This is a genomic window from Cupriavidus sp. NPDC089707, from assembly GCF_044748965.1.
Classification (GTDB): Bacteria; Pseudomonadota; Gammaproteobacteria; order Burkholderiales; family Burkholderiaceae; genus Cupriavidus.
Genome location: NZ_JBIVHB010000003.1, coordinates 209,932 through 228,840 on the forward strand (window position 1 = coordinate 209,932; position 18,909 = coordinate 228,840).

Here is an 18,909-nt window from a genome sequence, read left to right on the forward strand (position 1 = left end):
TCCTTCAGCTCTGCGCGGCGCGCGGCACGATGCCGGTCGCCATGACTTCGCCGAACGGGCCCGACAGTACCTTGCCCGGCAGCCTTTCGCACACCGCGCGCACCGAGCGCGGCAGCAGCGGGAACACCAGTTCGGCAAAGCGGTAGGCCTCTTCCAGGTGCGGGTAGCCGGACAGCACGAAAGTGTCGATGCCGAGTTCGGCGTACTCGCGCATGCGCTCGGCAACGGTGTGCGGATCGCCCACCAGCGCGGTGCCCGCGCCGCCGCGCACCAGGCCGACGCCAGCCCACAGGTTGGGGCTGATTTCCAGCGCAGCGCGCGTGCGACGCGCACCGCCAGCATGCAGCGCGGCCATCCGGCGCTGGCCTTCCGAATCCATCTTGGCAAACACCGACTGCGCGCGTGCCACGGTCTCGTCGTCGAGACGGCTGATCAGGTCTTCGGCGGCGGCCCACGCGGCGGCATCGGTCTCGCGCACGATCACGTGCAGGCGAATGCCGAATTTGACGGTGCGGCCGTGCTTCGCCGCGTGCCGGCGAACATCTTCCAGCTTCCGCGCCACGTCGGCCGGCGGTTCGCCCCAGGTCAGGTAGGTATCGACCTGCTCGCCCGCCAGCGCATGCGCCGGCGCCGACGAGCCGCCGAAGTACACTGGCGGGTGCGGCTGCTGCAGCGGCGGATAGAGGACGCGCGCGCCCTTCACGCTCAGGTGCTTGCCCTGGTAGTCGATCTGGCCGCTGTCATGGCTGGCCGCCAGTACGTCGCGCCAGATGCGCAGGAATTCGGCCGAGGCCTCGTAGCGAGCGGTATGGTCGAGGAACAGGCCATCGCCCTCCAGCTCGGCGGTGTCGCCGCCGGTGACGAGGTTGATCAGCAGCCGGCCATTGGAGAGACGGTCGAAGGTCGCCGCCATGCGCGCGGCCAGCGTCGGCGCCATCAGGCCCGGCCGCACCGCGACCAGGAATTTCAGGCGCTGCGTCACGGCCGACAGGGCCGACGCCGTCACCCACGGGTCTTCGCAAGAGCGGCCGGTGGGGATCAGCACCCCCTCATAGCCGAGCGTGTCGGCCGCTACGGCGACTTGCGTCATGTAGTCGAAATTGACTTCGCGCGCGCCTTCGGAAGTGCCGAGGTAGCGGCTGTCGCCGTGGGTGGGGATAAACCAGAATACGTGCATGTCGTGCTCCTTGTTATTGTGCGATGCCCTTGCGATGCATCAGCGCTGCGCCTGCTGTTGCGGCCTCGGTTGCGGTACGTCCCAGCGCGCGTCAGCCACCTTGACCGGCCTGGGGATCAGCTTGAGCGCGTGGAAGGTATCGGCGATGCGCTGCTGTTCGGCCAGCACGTCGGCACTGACCGGGCGGGCACCGTAGGAAAAGCGTGCGACCGCCAGTTCCAACACATCGGCGGGCAGGCCGGTTTCGACGGTCAGCACGGCGGTCGCGTCTTTGGGGTTCTTTTCCGCCCACGTGCCCAGCGTTGCCAGTTCATCGAGGATCAGGTGCACGATCTCGGGCCTGGCCTGTGCGTAAGGGCGCGACGCCAGGTAGAACTGATGGTTGCTGACCACGTTCTTGCCATCGGCGCCACGACCGTCAGCCAGCACGCGCGCGCCCAGCTGCTTCTCGGCGGCGGCGAGGAACGGGTCCCAGATCACCCAGGCATCGACCGAGCCGCGCTCGAAGGCGGCGCGCGCATCGGCGGGCGGCAGATAGACCGGCTGGATATCGCTGTACTGCAGCCCGGCCTTCTCCAGCTGGCGCACCAGCAGGTAATGCACGTTCGAGCCCCTGTTGAGGGCCACGCGCTTGCCGCGGAGCTCGGCCACCGAGCGCAGCGCCGAGCTTTTGGACACGACAATGGCCTCGGCGGTCGGCGCCGGCGGCTCGTTGCCGACATAAACCAGCTGCGCGCCGGCGGCCTGCGCAAAGATCGGCGGGGCCTCGCCCACGGTGCCGAAGTCGACGGCGCCGACATTGAGGCCTTCCAGCAGCTGCGGGCCGGCCGGGAATTCAGTCCACTTGACGGTGATGCCTTGCGTCGCCAGCCGCTTTTCCAGCGTGCCGCGCGCCTTCAGCAGCGTCAGCGTGCCGTACTTCTGGTAGCCGATGCGCAGCACCTTGGCGTCGATGTTCTTCGATTGCGCTTCGGCGCGGCCGGGCAGCAGGCCGTAGGCCAGGCCGGTGGCGGCAACCAGCGCGGCGATAAACAGGCGGCGGCGCAGCGATCCGGCCGGCTTGATGGTGGTGGTCATGCGATTTCCTCCGGGGCCGGTCAAGGAGCCGGCGCATGTTCTGAAGTCGGACTGTGTGGAACCGCGGGCAACATCCCGCCCTGCCTGCCGGGGTTGCCGGTGGCATGGCTGGCGGCATGGATGGCGGAGTGGGTGCCGCTGGCGCCGGCTTGGCCGGCGCCAATGCATCAGGAATTCAGATCAGGCGGTACATCGCTCCGCCACCACGGCGGCAGCGGCGGCGCGTTGCACGAAAGCGCCGGGCACAACGTCGAGTGCGTCGAGCGGGACCTCGATGCGCGCATGGGCCAGTGCGTCGCGCACGCGCAGCAGGCCTTCGTCGAGGCGGGCGGACAGCGCGGCGTCAAAGCGCGCCTGGCGCACGCCGCCGGAATCAGAGGAGGCGGAGGTTTCGATCTGCTGGTCCACGGCAAAGATGCCGGGCAGGATCTGGCGCGAACCCAGCGCGGACAGGACCGGGCGCAGCGCGTAGTCGATCGCCAGCGCATGGGCGAGGCTGCCGCCGGTGGCGATCGGCAGCACGATCTTGTCGCGCAGGCCGGCTTGCGGCAGCAGGTCCAGGAATGCCTTGAGCAGGCCGCTGTAGGCGGCCTTGTAGACCGGCGTGGCCAGCACCACCACCTGGGCCTCGGCCACCGCGCGGGTGGCGGCGGCAATGGCGTCGTCGTCCACGCGCGCCGCCAGCAGCGGGCCCGCCGGCAGGTCGCGCAGGTCCAGGTGGCGGGTGCGTTCGCCAGCAGCCTCCAGCGCGGTGCGCAGGTGCGCCAGCACAAGGCCGGAGCGGGACTGGACCGACGGGCTGCCGGAGAGCGTCAGGATGGACATCGGGGCTTCCTTCTTCTGGTGGGCCGGCTAGGAGCCGGGCCGCCCCACGCGGCCCGGCCCGCCGGCCTCATGACTTATTTCTTGCCGGGCTGGTAGACCTGGTCGAACGAGCCGCCATCGGCGAAGTGGGTCTTCTGGGCCTTCTGCCAGCCGCCGAACACTTCATCGATGGTGAACAGCTTGACCTTGGGGAAGTTGGCCGCGTACTTGGCCGCCACCTTCTGCGAGATCGGGCGGTAGTAGTTCTTCGCGGCGATCTCCTGGCCTTCGTCGGTGTACAGGAACTGCAGGTAGGCCTCGGCGGCCTTGCGCGTGCCCTTCTTGTCGACCACCTTGTCGACCACGGCCACCGGCGGCTCAGCCAGGATCGAGATCGACGGCGCGACAATCTCGAACTTGTCCGGCCCCAGTTCCTTGATGGCCAGGATGGCTTCGTTTTCCCAGGCCAGCAGCACGTCGCCCAGGCCGCGCTCGACGAACGTGGTGGTGGCCCCGCGCGCGCCGGAATCCAGCACCGGCACGTGCTTGAGCAGTGCGCCGACAAACTCGCGCGCCTTGGTTTCATTGCCGCCCGGCTGGCGCAGCGCATAGCCCCACGCAGCCAGGTAGTTCCAGCGCGCGCCGCCCGAGGTCTTCGGATTCGGCGTGATCACCTGCACGCCGGGCCTGACCAGGTCGTTCCAGTCCTTGATGCCTTTGGGGTTGCCCTTGCGCACCAGGAACACGATGGTCGAGGTGTAGGGCGAAGCGTTGTGCGGCAGGCGCTTTTGCCAGTCCGCCTTGATCAGGCCCTTCTCGGCGATGGCGTCGACGTCGTAGCCCAGCGCCAGCGTCACCACGTCGGCATCCAGGCCGTCAATCACCGAACGGGCCTGCTTGCCGGATCCGCCATGCGACTGGCGCACGGTCACGGCGTCGCCGCCCTGGGCCTTCCAGGCCTTGGCAAAGGCGGCGTTGACGTCGACGTACAGTTCACGCGTCGGGTCATAGGAAACGTTGAGCAGGTTGGTCGCCGAAGCGGTCTGCGCCGCGCCCAGAGCGCCCAGAACTGCCAGGCCAATGGCCAGTTTGCGAATCATTTGTGTTGCTCCCGTCTGTCGTGAATGGGCGCCAGGCGCCTCTGGTTGCTTTGCCCGCCGTCTGGGGCGGGCTTGTGTCAGGAGCAAGACTACCGACGGGGCTATCTGAACGGAACGAATGGTTTCGCCGATCCTTTACTGTTTTTTGCATAAGATCGGACGGAAATATCGGCATGCCGTCATAGGGGGAAGGCGGCGGCGCCAGGGGGTGCGGTGTGCCGCTACCGGCACGCACAAAAGAAAACGCCCGCACCGGCAAACCGGTGCGGGCGAAGTTTCCATTCCGGAAACGGGTAGACAAGTCATGAAGAGCGCCCCCGCATCTCCATGACAAGACAAATGGTATCGGGTCGCCGCCGCCCCCGGTTTGATCGAAGTCAAGTCCGGGCCAACCCGCAGCGGGCCTTAGCCGACCATCCGCCCGAACGTGAACTCGCCATCCACATAGTCCACCGGCACCACGTCCTTCGCCGTGAACTTGCCTTCCAGGATGGCGCGCGCCACCGGGTTCTCGATTTGCTGCTGGATCGCCCGCTTGAGCGGACGCGCCCCGAACACCGGGTCGTAACCCGCACTGGCGATCTTCTCCAGCGCATGGTCGCTGACCTCCAGCGTCATATCCATGCGGGCCAGGCGGGCCTGCAGGCGTTGCAGCTGGATGCGCGTGATCGACTCGATATTCTTCTGGTCGAGCGCGTGGAACACCACGACTTCATCGATCCGGTTCAGGAACTCCGGCCGGAAATGCGTGCGCACTTCCTGCCAGACCGCGCCCTTGATCGCTTCCTGCGGCTCGCCGCTCATCGCCTGGATGATCTGCGAACCCAGGTTGGACGTCATCACGATCACCGTGTTCTTGAAGTCCACCGTGCGGCCCTGGCCATCGGTCAGGCGGCCATCGTCCAGCACCTGCAGCAGCACGTTGAAGACGTCCGGGTGGGCCTTCTCGACTTCATCGAGCAGCACCACGCTGTACGGCTTGCGGCGCACGGCCTCGGTCAGGTAGCCGCCTTCCTCGTAGCCCACGTATCCCGGCGGCGCGCCGATCAGGCGGCTGACGCTGTGCTTCTCCATGAATTCGCTCATGTCGATGCGGACCAGGTGCTCTTCGGAATCGAACATGAACTCGGCCAGCGCCTTGCACAGCTCAGTCTTGCCGACGCCGGTCGGGCCCAGGAACAGGAACGAGCCATAGGGCTTGTTCTCGTCCGCCAGGCCGGCACGCGAACGGCGGATAGCATCGGACACCAGCCGCACGGCCTCGTCCTGCCCCACCACGCGCGCATGCAGGCGGTCTTCCATCTTCAGCAGCTTCTCGCGCTCGCCCTGCATCATCTTCGACACCGGGATGCCGGTCGCGCGGCTCACCACTTCGGCGATTTCCTCGGCGCCCACCTGCGTGCGCAGCAGCTTGTTGGGCTGCTTCTGCTCGCTCGCTTCGGCGTCGGTCGCGGCCTTGAGCTTGCCTTCCAGGCCTGGCAGCTTGCCGTACTGCAGCTCGGCCACCTTGTCGAGCTTGCCTTCGCGCTGCAGCTTGGCAATCTCGAGCTTGACCTTCTCGATCTCTTCCTTGAGCGCGGCCGTGCCCTGCGCGGCGCCCTTCTCGGCCTTCCAGATCTCGTCGAGGTCGGCGTACTCCTTCTCCAGGCGCGTGATCTCCTGCTCGATCAGGTCCAGGCGCTTGAGCGAGGCTTCGTCGGTCTCTTTCTTGACCGCTTCGCGCTCGATCTTGAGCTGGATGGTGCGGCGCTCGAGCTTGTCCATCGACTCCGGCTTGGAGTCGATTTCCATCTTGATGCGCGCACCCGCCTCGTCGATCAAATCGATCGCCTTGTCGGGCAGGAAACGGTCGGTGATATAGCGATGCGACAGCTCCGCCGCTGCGACGATCGCCGGGTCGGTGATCTCGACGCCGTGGTGCAGCTCATACTTCTCCTGCAACCCGCGCAGGATGGCGATGGTCGCTTCCACCGTGGGCTCGTCGACCAGCACCTTCTGGAAGCGGCGCTCCAGCGCGGCATCCTTCTCGATGTACTTGCGGTATTCGTCCAGCGTGGTCGCGCCGATGCAGTGCAGCTCGCCGCGCGCCAGCGCCGGCTTGAGCATATTGCCCGCGTCGATCGCGCCCTCGGCCTTGCCCGCGCCGACCATGGTGTGGATTTCATCGATGAAGACGATGGTCTGGCCCTCATCCTTGGCGACGTCGTTCAGCACGGCCTTCAGGCGTTCCTCGAACTCGCCGCGGTACTTGGCGCCGGCCAGCAGGCCAGCCATGTCCAGCACCAGCACGCGCTTGTTCTTCAGGCTTTCCGGCACCTCGCCGTTGACGATGCGCTGCGCCAGCCCTTCCACGATCGCGGTCTTGCCCACGCCAGGTTCGCCAATCAGCACCGGGTTGTTCTTGGTGCGGCGCTGCAGGATCTGGATTGCGCGGCGGATCTCGTCGTCGCGGCCGATCACGGGATCGAGCTTGCCGATGCGCGCGCGCTCGGTCAGGTCGATGGTGTACTTCTTCAGCGCCTCGCGCTGGCCCTCGGCCTCGGCGCTGTTGACGGATTCTCCGCCGCGCACGGCCTGGATGGCCGATTCCAGCGACTTGCGGTTCAGGCCATGCTCGCGCGCGATGCGGCCGGCGTCACCCTTGTCGTCGGACACGGCAAGCAGGAACAGCTCGCTGGCGATGAACTGGTCGCCGCGCTTGAGCGCCTCTTTCTCGGTGGCGTTGAGCAGGTTCACCAAGTCGCGTCCGATCTGGACCTCGTTGGTGCCCTGCACCTGCGGCAGGCGCTTGATGGCGGCGTCCAGCGCCGTCTGCAGGCCCTGCACGTTGACGCCGGCGCGTGCGAGCAGCGCGCGGGCGGCGCCGTCGTCCTGCGACAGCAGCGCGCGCAGCACGTGCTGCGGGTCGATATATTGGTTGTCGTTGGCCAGGGCCAGGCTTTGCGCTTCAGCCAGCGCTTCCTGGAACCGGGTGGTCAGCTTGTCAAGACGCATAGGAATCCCTCTCTCGGATAGGTCGTGTCCTGATGCGGGGGGCGCTGCCTCCGGGCTTCACCGCCGGGTTGCCTGGATGCCCTGCCGGACACTGGATATCCGAAAGATAAGGCTTTGTCGCGACATTTCAAGGACCGCGGCCGCACGTTATTGAGTGAAGCAAACGATACGCGGCGGTCCTTGTGACGCACCTTGCTATGCCGCCCGGCTCTCGCTGCCCTTGTCCGCCAGGTTGCGCACCAGCACCAGCGACTCGCCCTGCACGACCACGCGGCCATCCTCGCCGGTGACCACGCTCGCCAGGTTGACCAGGTCCTTGCCGGCGCGCAGCCGCACGATGCGCACCTGCGCCGTCAGCGGCTCATCCAGCCGCGCTGCCGAGGCCAGGCGCAGCGATTGCTTCATCCAGCCGGTGCCGCGCCCCGGCAAGCGCGTGCCGAGCAGGTCCGAGAACATGCCGGCCAGCAGCGGCAGCGGCACCGCCGCCTCGCCGAACCCGCGCGCGCGGGCAAAGGCGGCGTCGGCGTGATACGGGTTGGCATCGCCCGTCAAGGCGACGTACTCGCCGATATCGGCTGCTGTGAAGGCGCGCGTGGCGCTGGCCGACTGCCCGGGGCGCAGGCCGTACAGCGCCGGATCGCCCTCGGCCTCCGGCTGCGCGCCCCGCCATGATGGCAGCCGGCCCGGCGCTACCTCGGCCAGCCACGACGATTCGCCCGCGGCCGCGACGCGCGGCGCCGCGCCGGGGATCCCCGCGCTGACCGTGGTGCCGAAACCAGCCAGCCCTGCCTGCGGCTGCGGCTGCGGGACCAGCGCAAACGCCACCACGTCGCCGGCAAAGGCCGGTGTCGGGAACATCAGCGTCTGCGCCACCGGCAGCGCGGGCGCGGCAAGCTCCCGCCAGGTATGGCCGCACAGCAGCGAGAACAGGAACATGCCGTGCGCCACCGTGGCACCGAAATGCGTGCCGCGGGCAAAGGCCGGATCGCAGTGGATCGGATTGTCGTCGCGCGACAGCGCGGCGAAGCGGTCGAAGTCGCGTTGCGTCAGCACGCGCGGCATGGCGTCGCTCATCAGTTGGGCACCTCTACGGTCGAAGCATTGACGGTGATCGCATTGCCTGGCGCGGGTGTGGCGGCGATCGGCGGGACATTGGACGGCAGCAGCGTCGGCGCGGTGGTGGTGTTGGTAATGCCGCCGCGCGGCGTGGTGCGCACCACCTGCGATGGCGGCAGCGCCTTGCCCGTGGTCAGGTTGTCGTAGACGGCATCGAGCGCGCGGTTCAGGTAGACATGGAGCGGCACATAGCGGTTGCTGTAGCCCGGCACCAGCCCGATAAAGGCATCGAAATGCTGGGCGTTCTCCACCTCGATGTACGACAGCTTGCTGGTCACGCCCTCCTTCTGCCGGTTCAGCCCCAGGTACGGGCGCGAGGTATGGTTCACTGGCAGCAGTCCATCGCTGCGGCCATGCACGATCACCGCCGGCTTGCCGCGCAGATTGCCGTTGCGCAGCGTCAGCGCCTGGCCCGCCTGCAAGGCGCGCGCCGCGGCGTCGGTGCCGGCCAGCAGCTTGCGCAGGCAATCGGCGCCATCGTAGTTGAGATCGGTGCGGCCGTTCGATGCCGACACGGAAAACAGGTTCAGGTACGGGCCGTGCGTCGGGTCGAGGTCGTTGATCAGCTGCACCGAGGGCGGCTGCGGCGGGATGCCGTTGCCGGTGGCGAACATCGACGCCAGCGCAGCGGGGGCGATCGCCGCGGGCTTCAGGTCGGTCAGCGTGTTGGCGAAGCTGTAGCCGCACAGCTTGTCGGTCACGCTCGCCTGCGCGTAGGCGTTGGCGTAGGTCACGGTGATCGCGGCAGCGGTGTCGAAGGCTGCCAGCGACGGGTGCAGATCATCGGATTCGGACTCCCAGCCCGCTTCATGCAGGGCCTGCAGGGCGCTGGCGCTCTGCTCGCTGGTATTGGTGCCGGTGACCAGGCCCCTTTCCGCCAGCGTGGTGCAGCGGGCAGCGAAGAATGGCGCCATGGTCGGGTTGTCGTAGAAGGGGGACTGCGTCAGCGCGGTGGTGCGCGCGGCGCAGTGCTGCAGCAGGTTGGCCGTGCTGGTGTAGTCATACAGCGTGCGGCCCGAGGACGACACCTGCACGCCGCCGCGCCGCACCACCACGCCAGCATCTGGCGGCATGTTGAGGTTCGGTTCGCCCACGGCCACGCCATCGATCAGGCCGTCGGCATCCTGCTCGGCCGCCGCCACCGCGGCGCCACCACCGTTGGAGACGCTGGAGGCAATCACCAGGATCTTGCTCTTGTCCATGCTGCGCTGGCGCGTGCCGTTGGCCGACACTGCGCCGAAGCGGTCGTTGATCGCCCAGATCGCGAACTCCACCGCCTGCAGCGTGAACTTGCCCCAGTCCTTCTCCGGATTGCGCTGCGAATGCGCGTGCTTGAACGCGAGCCGGTGCGGGCTGGCGGCGGTGAAGTCGGCCAGCGACGTGGCACCGGCGGGGGCGGAGAACTGCGCATTCTTGCCGGCGGCTGCGCGCGTAGTGCGCGTGCCGTCGATCAGCGGCACGGTATCGGTATCCAGGTCGTGCGGCGCGGCACCGGTGCCCTTGTCGGTGTAAGCCACCGCGCAGCCGCGCTTCAGTCCCCATTCGCCGGTGGCAATGGCGCCATAGACACCGCGCGAACCCGACGACGTGGCGGTAATCACGCACGGCCTGGTGGTATCGAAGCCAGCGGGGATCTGCACCAGCATGGTCACGTTCTGCTGGCCCGTGCCGTCGTCCGAATACGCCAGGTATTCCACGCCGGCGATCTTGCCTTCCGCGCCGGTGACATTGCCCTGCGCGTCCACGTTGGGGCCGTACAGCGAGCCATAACCGCCAGCCGCGGTGGTATCGACGATGGCGCGGTAGTTGGCGTAGATCGCATAGCGCCGCAACTCCGCCGCGGTGGGCGCTGTGGCATTGGCGGGCACCGGCGCCGTCGCGCTGGCGAGCCCGTCCTTGCCGAGCCCCGCGGTCAGCAGGTCGTCGCTGCTGCCGTTGTAGCTGTTGATGGTGACCGTGCCGATGTAGGCAGGCTTGGTGTTGGGGTTGTTTCCGTTGCCATTGTTGTCATCGCCTGAGCCGCAGGCACTGGCCAGCATCGCGGCTGCGATGGCGAAAACCGTGCGCCGCAGGCGGCTTTCTTGCAGCGGCGGAAACTGCTTGGAATGCATGTCACCCTCCTTCTGTCGCCCGTGTCGGGCGGTAGAAACAAGCATCGATGGAGAACAGCGGAGACTGCGGACAGCAGAACTGCGGGAAATACAGGAGATGCGGGAGATACGTATGGCGGGCGTGGCGCGTCAGCCGGCAAACCTGACGCGCAGCTTGTGCTTCTCTACCTTGCCCGACGGCGTGCGCGGCAAGGCATCGACAAAGCGCACGTGGCGCGGCACCTTGTAGCCGGCGAGCTGCGCCTTGCAATGGGCGATAACCTGCTCCGCATCGAGCGTGGCGCCAGCGCGCAACACTACCAGCGCCATGCCGGTCTCGCCCCAGCGTGCGTCCGGCGTGCCGATCACGGCGGCCTCGGCCACGCCCTGCAGCTGGAACAGCACGTTCTCGACTTCGGCGGGATAGACGTTCTCTCCACCGGAGATGTACATGTCCTTGGCACGGTCGACGATGTAGTAGTCGCCGTCTTCGTCGCGCCAGGCGATGTCGCCGGAATGCAGCCAGCCGTCGCGGATCGCATTGGCAGTCGCTTCCGGCAGGTTCCAGTAGCCGGGCGTGACGCCTGGCCCCTTGATCAGCAGTTCGCCGCGCTCGCCGGGCGCGACCTCGCTGCCCAGCGGGTCGACGATGCGCGTCAGCATCGACCCCACCGGCTTGCCGATGGTGCCAATCTTGCGGCGCGCGGTGTCTTCATCGCAGACAAAGACCGTGGGGCCGGTTTCCGTCATGCCGAAGCCGAAGCAGATGGTCACGCTCTTCACCAGATAGGCTTCCAGCAGCGGCCGCGGCACCGGCGAGCCACCCGCGGACATGTTGCGCACGCCGGAGAAGTCCGCTTGCGCGAAGCCTGCGTGCTGGCTCAGGAACAGGTAGACCGCGGGCACGGCGAAGAACATGGTGATGCCCTCACCCGAGTTGCGGTCAAGCCGGTCCAGCACGACCTGCGGCTCGAACTGCCGCATGATGTGCACCGTGCCGCCGGCATGCAGCACCGGATTGGCATACAGGTTCAGGCCGCCGGTATGGAAGAACGGCAGCACGTTCAGGAATACGTCGTCGCGCGTGATCTTGTTGGCCAGCATGGCGTTGACGGCGTTGAAGAAGACCATGCCATAGGTCTGGATCACGCCCTTGGGCTTGCCGGTGGTGCCGGAGGTGTACAACAGGTGCCAGACCTCGGATTCGTCGCGGCAAGGCATCTCGACGATGCGGCCCGAAGCGGCGTCGAGCACGGCTTCGTATTCGGTCCAGCCACCGGGTACATCGGCCGCCTCGTCGTCGGCAAGATGCAGTACCGCGCGCAGCGGCACGGTGCTCGCCAGCTCGGCGGCAACGGCCAGGAAGCCGTCGCCAGCCACCAGCACCTCGGGCGTGCAGTCCTGCAGGATCGGCAGCAACTCCGCCGCGGGCAAACGCCAGTTCAGGCACACCATCACCATGCCGGCCTTGGCGCAGCCGTACAGCATCTCGAAATAGTCGGAACTGTTGTGCGCGAGCACGGCGATGCGCGTGCCCGCGGCCAGCTGCAGGCCTTCGGCCAGGTATTCGGCGAAGCGGCTGGCGCGCTCGTCGAACTGGCGATAGGTCACCCGGCGGCCGCTTTCCACGTCCACCAGCGCGACCTTGTCGGGAGTGTGCTGCGCGTTCTTGTGCAGCCAGTCGATCACGTACATTGCGCGGGCCTCCGCTCAGGTTGCCACGTCCTGCACGGCCCGATTGCCGCGCAGCCGCCCTACCACGCCCTGTGGGAAATAATAGACGCTCAGGATAAACAGCAGCCCCAGCCACAGCAGCCAGCGGTCCGGATGCAGCAGCGACGACAGCAGCGGCAGCGCCGTGGTGGCGTCGCTGGCCAGCTTCATCACGTCCTGCAGATAGGTCTGCGCCACCAGGAACAGCACCGTGCCGATCACCGCGCCGTAGATGGTGCCCATGCCGCCGATCACCACGATCAGCAAGATGTCCACCATGATCTCGAACGACAGCGAGGTGTCAGGTCCGTTATAGCGCAACCACACCGCCATCAACACCCCGGCCAGCGTGGCAAACATCGCAGACAATACCGTCGACACCGTGCGGTAGACCACGGTGCGGTAGCCAATGGCCTCGGCGCGAAAGTCGTTCTCTCGGATCGCCTGCAGCACGCGGCCGAACGGGGAATTGACGACGCGCAACAGCGCCAGGAACAGCACCAGCGCGCCGGCGAACACCAGGTAGTAGCTCAGCAGCTTGCCGGTCAGCGGCACGCCCAGCAGTTCCGCGTCGCCGATCGAGAAACCCGGGCGCAGCACCTCGGGCACCTTGAAGGTCAGCCCGTCCTCGCCGCCGGTCCATTCCGACAACTGCGAAACCAGCGTGGCGAACGCCGTCGCGACCGCCAGCGTGATCATCGCGAAGAAGATCGCGCGCACGCGCAGCGAGAACAGCCCGATCAGGAAGGCCAGCAGCGCCGAGACCGCCAGCGCGCCCACGGCGCCCACGGCGAGGGCGCCCCAGCCCGGCTCCATGCGCGACATCGCGATGGCCACGCCATACCCGCCGATGCCGAAGAACATGGTATGCGCGAACGAGACGATGCCGGTGTAGCCCAGCAGCAGGTCATAGCTGGCCACCAGCACCACGAAGATGCAGATCTTGGCCGCCATGTTCAGCGCCCGCGCGCCCGGAAAGGCGAACGGCGCGCAGGCCAGCGCCAGCAGGATCAGCACGAGAATCACCGTCAGCACGCGGCTGCGCGGCAGGTCGCCGGAGAGAAGTCGGATCATGGTCGTGTCCTTCCGTTCAGCGCCGCGCCACCGGGAACAGCCCTTGCGGGCGCCACAGCAGGATCAGCATCATCAGCAGGATGTTGGAGAACAGCGCCACCTTCGGGAACAGGAAGCCGGTGTAGTTCGCCATCAGGCCGACCAGCAAAGCGCCGACAAAGCAGCCCGTGGTCGAGCCCAGCCCGCCGATGATGATGACGATAAAGATCAGCACGTTCACCTGCGCGCCGATCGCCGCGGTGATGTTCTGCTGGTACAGCCCCCACAGCACGCCGCCCAGCCCGGCCAGGCCGGCGCCGACGACGAACACGCCGATGAACAGCCGGCGGATGCGGTAGCCGAGCGCCTCGACCATCTCGCGGTTTTCCACGCCGGCGCGGATCAGCAGCCCGATGCGGGTGCGGTTGAGCAGCAGCAGCATCGCGACAAAGATCACCAGCCCGAGCGCCATCGCGATCAGCCGGTATTTTTCGATCGCCGCATCGCCCAGCAGCACCGCGCCGCGGAAGGTGGTAGGCACCTGCAGCGAGATGGTTTCCGGGCCCCAGATCGCCTTGATCAGCTGCTCGGCCACGATCATGCCGCCCATGGTGATCAGGATCTGCTTCAGGTGCTGGCCGTAGACCGGGCGCACCACCACGCGCTCGAAAAACAGGCCGACCGCGCCGGCGGCGACCATCGCCGCGGCGATCGCCAGCGCGAAGACCGCCAGGTTCTGCACGAGGCTGTCCGCCTCCACCCAGCCTGCCATCGGCAGCAGCACCGATGCCGCCACGTAGGCGCCCAGCGCGATGAACGCGCCGTGGCCGAAGTTGAGGACGTCCATCAGGCCGAAGACCAGCGTCAGGCCGGAGGACACCACGAAGATGATCATTCCCATCGCCAGCCCGGCAATGGTCAGCGTGAGCCAGGTCGAAGGACTGCCGACCAGCGGGAAGGCCAGCAGCATCAGCAGCGGCGCCAGGGCCAGCGGGGTCCAGTCGAGCCGGACCTTGGGCAAGACTGCCGGCGGTGCGGTGGGTAAGGTCGTTGAAGTTGTCATGGGTCTCCGTCCTGCCGCGGCGCATCGCCCGCGTATTGTGTGCTCCCCTCTCCCGCTTGCGGGAGAGGGGTTGGGGGAGAGGGCCGGCGTGCGCAGTACTGACGCGGCGACAAACTGCTAACAGCATGACGCCGGCCAAGCGCCATTTGCCGCACGTCGTCCTGTCATGCTCCGGCCCTCTCCCCCGCCCCTCTCCCGCTTGCGGGAGAGGGGAGAAAACCATTAGCCCCGCACGGCGTTACTGGTGCGCCGCCAGCGACAGCCCCAGCAATTGCTGCTGCAGCCCCTCATCGCCCGCCAGCGCCGCCATCGTCCCCGCATGCACGGTGCGTCCGTCATCCATCACCGCCACCGTATCCCCCACCGACTTCGCCATGTTGAAGTTCTGCTCCACCAGCAGGATCGACACTTCGGTCTGCTTCAGCTCGCGGAAGACGTGGATCATGTTCTGGATGATCGCGGGCGCCAGCCCCTTGGTGGGCTCGTCGACGATCAGCAGCTTGCGCGGCTCGATGATCGCGCGCGCCACCGACAGCATCTGTTTCTGCCCGCCCGACAGCACGCCCGCACGCTGGTGCCAGAAGGTCTTCAGTGCCGGGAACATGCGAAAGACCCAGTCCAGCCGCCGTTCGTCGATGGCCCCGCTGCGCGCGGCCAGGCGCATGTTCTCGGCCACCGTGAGGTCGGAGAACACGCTCATGTTCTCCGGCACGTAGGCAATGCCCGCCTGCGCGATCGACGGCGTGCTGTGGCGCGTGATGTCCGTGCCGTCGAAGGTCACCGAGCCCGCGCTCGCCTGCCACAAGCCCATGATGGTGCGCAGCGTGGTGGTCTTGCCGGCGCCGTTGCGTCCCAGCAGCATGGTCACGCCGCCACGTGGCACGTCGAAGCTGACGCCGTGCAGGATGTGGTACGGCCCGATATGGGTCTGCACGCCCTGCAGCCGCAGGATCGGCGTCGCGTGTTGCGCGTCAGCCATGGTTGCCCCCCTCCTCCTTCTCCTGCTCCGCCATGCCCAGGTATGCCTGTTGCACCACCGGCGACGCGATCACCTCGGCCGGATCGCCGTCGGCCACGAGCGTGCCGTTGTGCAGCACGATGATGCGGTCGGCCAGCGAGCGCACCACGTCCATCTTGTGCTCGACCAGCAGCACGGTCTTGCTGCGGTCCTGCCGGATCTCGCGGATCAGGTCCAGGATCACCGGCACCTCGTCCACGCTCATGCCCGCAGTAGGTTCGTCGAACATGAACACGCGCGGCTGCAACGCCAGCAGGATGCCGACCTCCAGCTTGCGCTGGTCGCCATGCGGCAGCGATGCCACGGTCAGATGCTGCTTGCCCGCCAACGCCACGCGCTCCAGGATCGCCAGAGCCTGCGCGCGCAAGTCGCGATGGCTGGTCCACATCGAGACCAGGTCGATGCCGCGTTGCTGCCGCGCCTGCACTGCCAGCCGCACGTTCTCCAGCACGGACAGCTGCGGGAACAGGCTGGTCAGCTGGAAGGCCCGGCCAATGCCGCGCCGGGTCCTCTGCGACACGGGCAGACGCGTCACGTCCTCGCCGTCGAGCAGGATCTGCCCGGCAGTGGACGGCAACTGTCCAGAGACCAGGTTGAAGTACGTGGTCTTGCCGGCGCCGTTCGGGCCGACGATGCAGGTCAGCTCGCCTGGCCGGAACGCGCACGACACCGCATTGACCGCGACATGGCCACCGAAGCGGATGGTCAGGCCGCGCGTCTCGAGCAGCGGCCGGGCGCCGGCCGCCGCTGCCGTGCCGCGCTGCGCAGCGGGCGACTGGGACGCCGGCAGGCCGGCAGAGCGGGCGGAGGGGGCGGAAGAGGCTGGCGCGGTCATCAGCGTTGGTTGCGCACGGGCACGTTCATTTCTTCGGGCTTGATCTCGCGCACGAGCTCAGGCACGCCCCAGGCAAAGGCCGGGTCCACCTTGATCTTGAAGTGGTACATCGACTGCATCGCCTGGTGGTCTTCCTTGCGGAAGGTCATCTTGCCCTTGGGCGTCTCGAACGACATGCCTTCCATCGCCATGATCAGCTTGTCGGTCTTGGTGTCGCCATTGGTCTTCTTCAACGCCTCGACCAGCGCGATGCCCGCGGTCATGCCGCCGGCAGTAAAGAAATCGGGCGGCGCCTTGAACTTGCTGTAGTGGTTCGACACCAGCCATTCGTTGGCCTTGTTCTTGGGGATGCCGAAGTAGTAGTACGTGGCCCCCTCCATGCCGGGGAAGTTCTTGTAGCTGGTCATCGCCGGCAGGATGTTGCCGCCGGTGGCGATCTCGATGCCGTAGCGCTTGGGATCGAGGTCGGCGATCTTGAACGGGTTGCCGGCGCCGGCCCAGATGATGAAGATCACCTTGCGGCCGGGCTTGTCCTTGAGCGAATCGAACAAGCGCTGCGCACCGGCAGTGAAGTCCGTCGTGTTGGTGGGCAGATATTCCTCATGGACGATCTTCGCGTTCTTGAGCGCGCCCTTGAACGCCTTCACGCCATCGCGGCCGAAGGCGTAGTCCTGCGCCAGCGTGGCAATGGTCACGCCCGGCTTGTCCAGCGCCACGGCGTTGGAGATCGCGTCCTGCGACGAATTGCGGCCGGTGCGGAAGATATAGCGGTTCCACTTGTCGCCGGTGATCGAATCGGCGACGGCGGGCTCGACCAGCAGCACCTTCTTGTATTCCTCGGCCACGGACAGCATCGCCAGCGCGGTGCCGGACGACGTCGGGCCAACGGCAATATCGGCGCGGTCGTCGCTGTAGGCGGCAGCGAGTTGCGCCTTGGCCACGTCAGGCTTGCCCTGCGTATCCTTTTCGATCACCACCAGCTTGTTGCCGTTGACGGTCATGGTGCCGTTGGTGGCATATTCCAGGCCCATGATCAGGCCGGTCTGGGTCTGCTTGGCATACGCTTCCAGCGCGCCGGTCTTGTCGTAGACGTGGGCGATGCGGATGTCCTTGGCCAGCGCGGCGCCGGTGGCAAGAAGGCCGGCGGCCATGACCAGGGCGCGTACGGCGAGGGGGTTGCTTTGCATGGCTGTCTCCTGTGTTCGGGTTCTTTTGCGTTGGTAGGGCTGGAACCTGCTGCAACTGCGGATATGTCTGCTGCCCGGCTACTCCCGCGTTCGCCCGGCAAGGAAGCGGCGCATGCCGTCGGCGGCCTCCGCGCTGGCAATCTGCGCGACGAAGGCGGCGCGCTCGCGTTCCAGGCCCGCTGCCAGCGCGTCGGCGTCCCAGCGCAGCAGCGCGCGGGTACGCGCCACGCTGCCAGGCACCTTGTCCGCCACGCCGCGCGCCAGCGCGATTGCATCGGTCTCGGCCGCACCGGGTGCCGACAGCGCGAAAGCCAGGCCGTGCAAGACGGCATCCGGTGCCGCGACGACCGTGTTGTTCAGTTGCCAGCCGCGCGCCCGTGCCGTACCAACAAGCTGCGGCAGCATCGCCGTCCAGCCGCCGTCCGGGCTGAAGCCCACCACCGTATAGAACGGTGCGATGCGCGCATCCTGCGCCAGCACGGCCATGTCGCAGGCCAGCACCAGCCCGAGCGAGCCGCCGGTCAGCCAGCCTTCGACGGCCGCCACCACCGGGCAGCGCAGTGCCGCGAGGCGCAGGATCGACCGGTTCAGCAGCGCGAGCAGTTCGCTGGCGTAAGCGGCAATGCCATCGCCTTGCGCCGCGAAGGCCGCCACGTCGCCGCCGGTCGAGAAATTGCCCCCGGCATGCGTCAGCACCACGGCGCGGACCGACGTGTCGGCTTCGACCTCGTCCAGTGCGGCCAGCAAGTCTTCCAGCAACGCCGGCACGAGGCTGTTGTGCCGCTGCGGCCGGTTCAGGCGCAGCAGCGCCACGCCGTCCCTGCGTTCGAGCAAGACCAGCGAATCTTCGGCCATGGATATCGCGGCCATGGTCATCGCGGCTGCAGGCCGTGGGCGATCAGGTCGAAGGCGGTATCGACCACCTTCTCCATGGAGGCCGGGCGCTTCCAGCGCGCATAGCGCATGCCGAGGAAGTTGCTGATGCCGATCAGGCACCAGGCGCGCACCTCGGCGTCGCCGGGGACGATCTCGCCCTGCTCTTCGGCGCGCTCCAGCCGCCGGCTGTAGAGTTCGGCAAAGACCTGGAAGTAGCTGCTGTAGATGGTTTCGTCCACCGAGTACGAGTCCAGCACGATGCGGTACAGGTTCTTGTGGCGCGAAACGAATGAGAGAAAGGCCTTCAGGCCCAGCCGCTCGGCTTCCATCTGGCTGGCGGCGTTGGCCACGTGCTTGCGCAGGTGGGCGCGCACCAGTTCCAGCATGTGGCTGACGAGCGCGCGGAAAATGTCTTCCTTGTCTTTGAAATACAGGTAGAAGGTGCCCATGGCGACCTTGGCTTCCTGCGTGATCTCGGAGATCGACGCGGCGTAGTAACCCTTCTCGCCGAACACCTTTTCCGCGGCGCGAAGCAATGCTGCCCGGGTCTTCTGCCCGCGCGCGGTCTTGGGCGGGCACATGCCGCCGGCGTGGGCCATGTCGGTGGCTTCGGTGGCTTCGCCGACTTCGCCAGTCTCGGTCTGGGACATCTTGTCTCCGGTGGCGCTGCGCGCCTTGTCATAGGAATGCCAGCCGCTTCGGGTCACGCCGCAGGCACCTCCTCGCGCCTGCCGCCCCCCGGAAACCGATATGCAGGCAAAACCTGATATCTGATTCATGTTTCATCGTATAAATTGACCGGCGTG

Annotated in this window: 15 protein-coding genes; all 15 read right to left on the bottom strand. The window is 67.1% G+C overall.

The window, feature by feature from the left end; all coding sequences use genetic code 11:
- Positions 1-4 precede the first annotated feature (4 nt).
- Complete coding sequence (gene ssuD / locus ACIP1U_RS07285; protein WP_400313292.1) at positions 5-1,177, bottom strand: FMNH2-dependent alkanesulfonate monooxygenase; 1,173 nt, start codon at positions 1,175-1,177, stop codon at positions 5-7.
- Between the two features lie 39 nt (positions 1,178-1,216).
- Entirely contained in the window at positions 1,217-2,254 is a 1,038-nt protein-coding gene (locus ACIP1U_RS07290; RefSeq protein ID WP_400313294.1) for a sulfonate ABC transporter substrate-binding protein, read from the bottom strand.
- A 180-nt stretch (positions 2,255-2,434) separates the two neighbouring features.
- Entirely contained in the window at positions 2,435-3,079 is a 645-nt protein-coding gene (ssuE, locus tag ACIP1U_RS07295; RefSeq protein WP_400313296.1) for an NADPH-dependent FMN reductase, read from the bottom strand.
- 74 nt (positions 3,080-3,153) lie between these two features.
- Positions 3,154-4,158 carry a sulfate ABC transporter substrate-binding protein gene (locus ACIP1U_RS07300; protein WP_400313298.1) on the bottom strand — a complete coding sequence of 335 codons (1,005 nt, stop codon included), beginning with the start codon at positions 4,156-4,158 and terminating at the stop codon, positions 3,154-3,156.
- 405 nt (positions 4,159-4,563) lie between these two features.
- A complete protein-coding gene (gene clpB / locus ACIP1U_RS07305) occupies positions 4,564-7,152 on the bottom strand; it encodes an ATP-dependent chaperone ClpB (protein WP_400313301.1) in 2,589 nt (862 codons plus the stop codon).
- A 195-nt stretch (positions 7,153-7,347) separates the two neighbouring features.
- Entirely contained in the window at positions 7,348-8,226 is an 879-nt protein-coding gene (locus ACIP1U_RS07310; protein WP_400313304.1) for a MaoC/PaaZ C-terminal domain-containing protein, read from the bottom strand.
- Positions 8,226-10,379: a D-(-)-3-hydroxybutyrate oligomer hydrolase gene (locus ACIP1U_RS07315; protein WP_400313306.1), complete on the bottom strand. Its 2,154-nt coding sequence runs from the start codon at positions 10,377-10,379 to the stop codon at positions 8,226-8,228. The genes ACIP1U_RS07310 and ACIP1U_RS07315 overlap by 1 nt, the downstream gene beginning before the upstream one ends.
- A 129-nt stretch (positions 10,380-10,508) precedes the next feature.
- Positions 10,509-12,053, bottom strand: coding sequence for a long-chain fatty acid--CoA ligase (locus tag ACIP1U_RS07320; RefSeq protein WP_400313309.1), 1,545 nt, complete (start codon positions 12,051-12,053; stop codon positions 10,509-10,511).
- Positions 12,054-12,068: 15 nt separating this feature from the next.
- Positions 12,069-13,145, bottom strand: coding sequence for a branched-chain amino acid ABC transporter permease (locus tag ACIP1U_RS07325; RefSeq protein WP_400313311.1), 1,077 nt, complete (start codon positions 13,143-13,145; stop codon positions 12,069-12,071).
- Between the two features lie 16 nt (positions 13,146-13,161).
- Positions 13,162-14,187: a branched-chain amino acid ABC transporter permease gene (locus tag ACIP1U_RS07330; protein ID WP_400313313.1), complete on the bottom strand. Its 1,026-nt coding sequence runs from the start codon at positions 14,185-14,187 to the stop codon at positions 13,162-13,164.
- Positions 14,188-14,425: 238 nt separating this feature from the next.
- Positions 14,426-15,166 (bottom strand): ABC transporter ATP-binding protein, encoded by a 741-nt coding sequence (locus ACIP1U_RS07335; RefSeq protein WP_400313317.1) that lies wholly within the window; start codon positions 15,164-15,166, stop codon positions 14,426-14,428.
- A complete protein-coding gene (locus tag ACIP1U_RS07340) occupies positions 15,159-15,932 on the bottom strand; it encodes an ABC transporter ATP-binding protein (protein ID WP_400313826.1) in 774 nt (257 codons plus the stop codon). The genes ACIP1U_RS07335 and ACIP1U_RS07340 overlap by 8 nt, the downstream gene beginning before the upstream one ends.
- A gap of 107 nt (positions 15,933-16,039) precedes the next feature.
- Complete coding sequence (locus ACIP1U_RS07345) at positions 16,040-17,227, bottom strand: substrate-binding domain-containing protein (protein ID WP_400313320.1); 1,188 nt, start codon at positions 17,225-17,227, stop codon at positions 16,040-16,042.
- Positions 17,228-17,305: 78 nt separating this feature from the next.
- On the bottom strand, positions 17,306-18,082 hold the full coding sequence (locus ACIP1U_RS07350; RefSeq protein ID WP_400313322.1) for an enoyl-CoA hydratase/isomerase family protein: 777 nt from the start codon (positions 18,080-18,082) through the stop codon (positions 17,306-17,308).
- A 17-nt stretch (positions 18,083-18,099) separates the two neighbouring features.
- A complete protein-coding gene (locus ACIP1U_RS07355; protein WP_400313324.1) occupies positions 18,100-18,753 on the bottom strand; it encodes a TetR/AcrR family transcriptional regulator in 654 nt (217 codons plus the stop codon).
- Positions 18,754-18,909 lie beyond the last annotated feature (156 nt).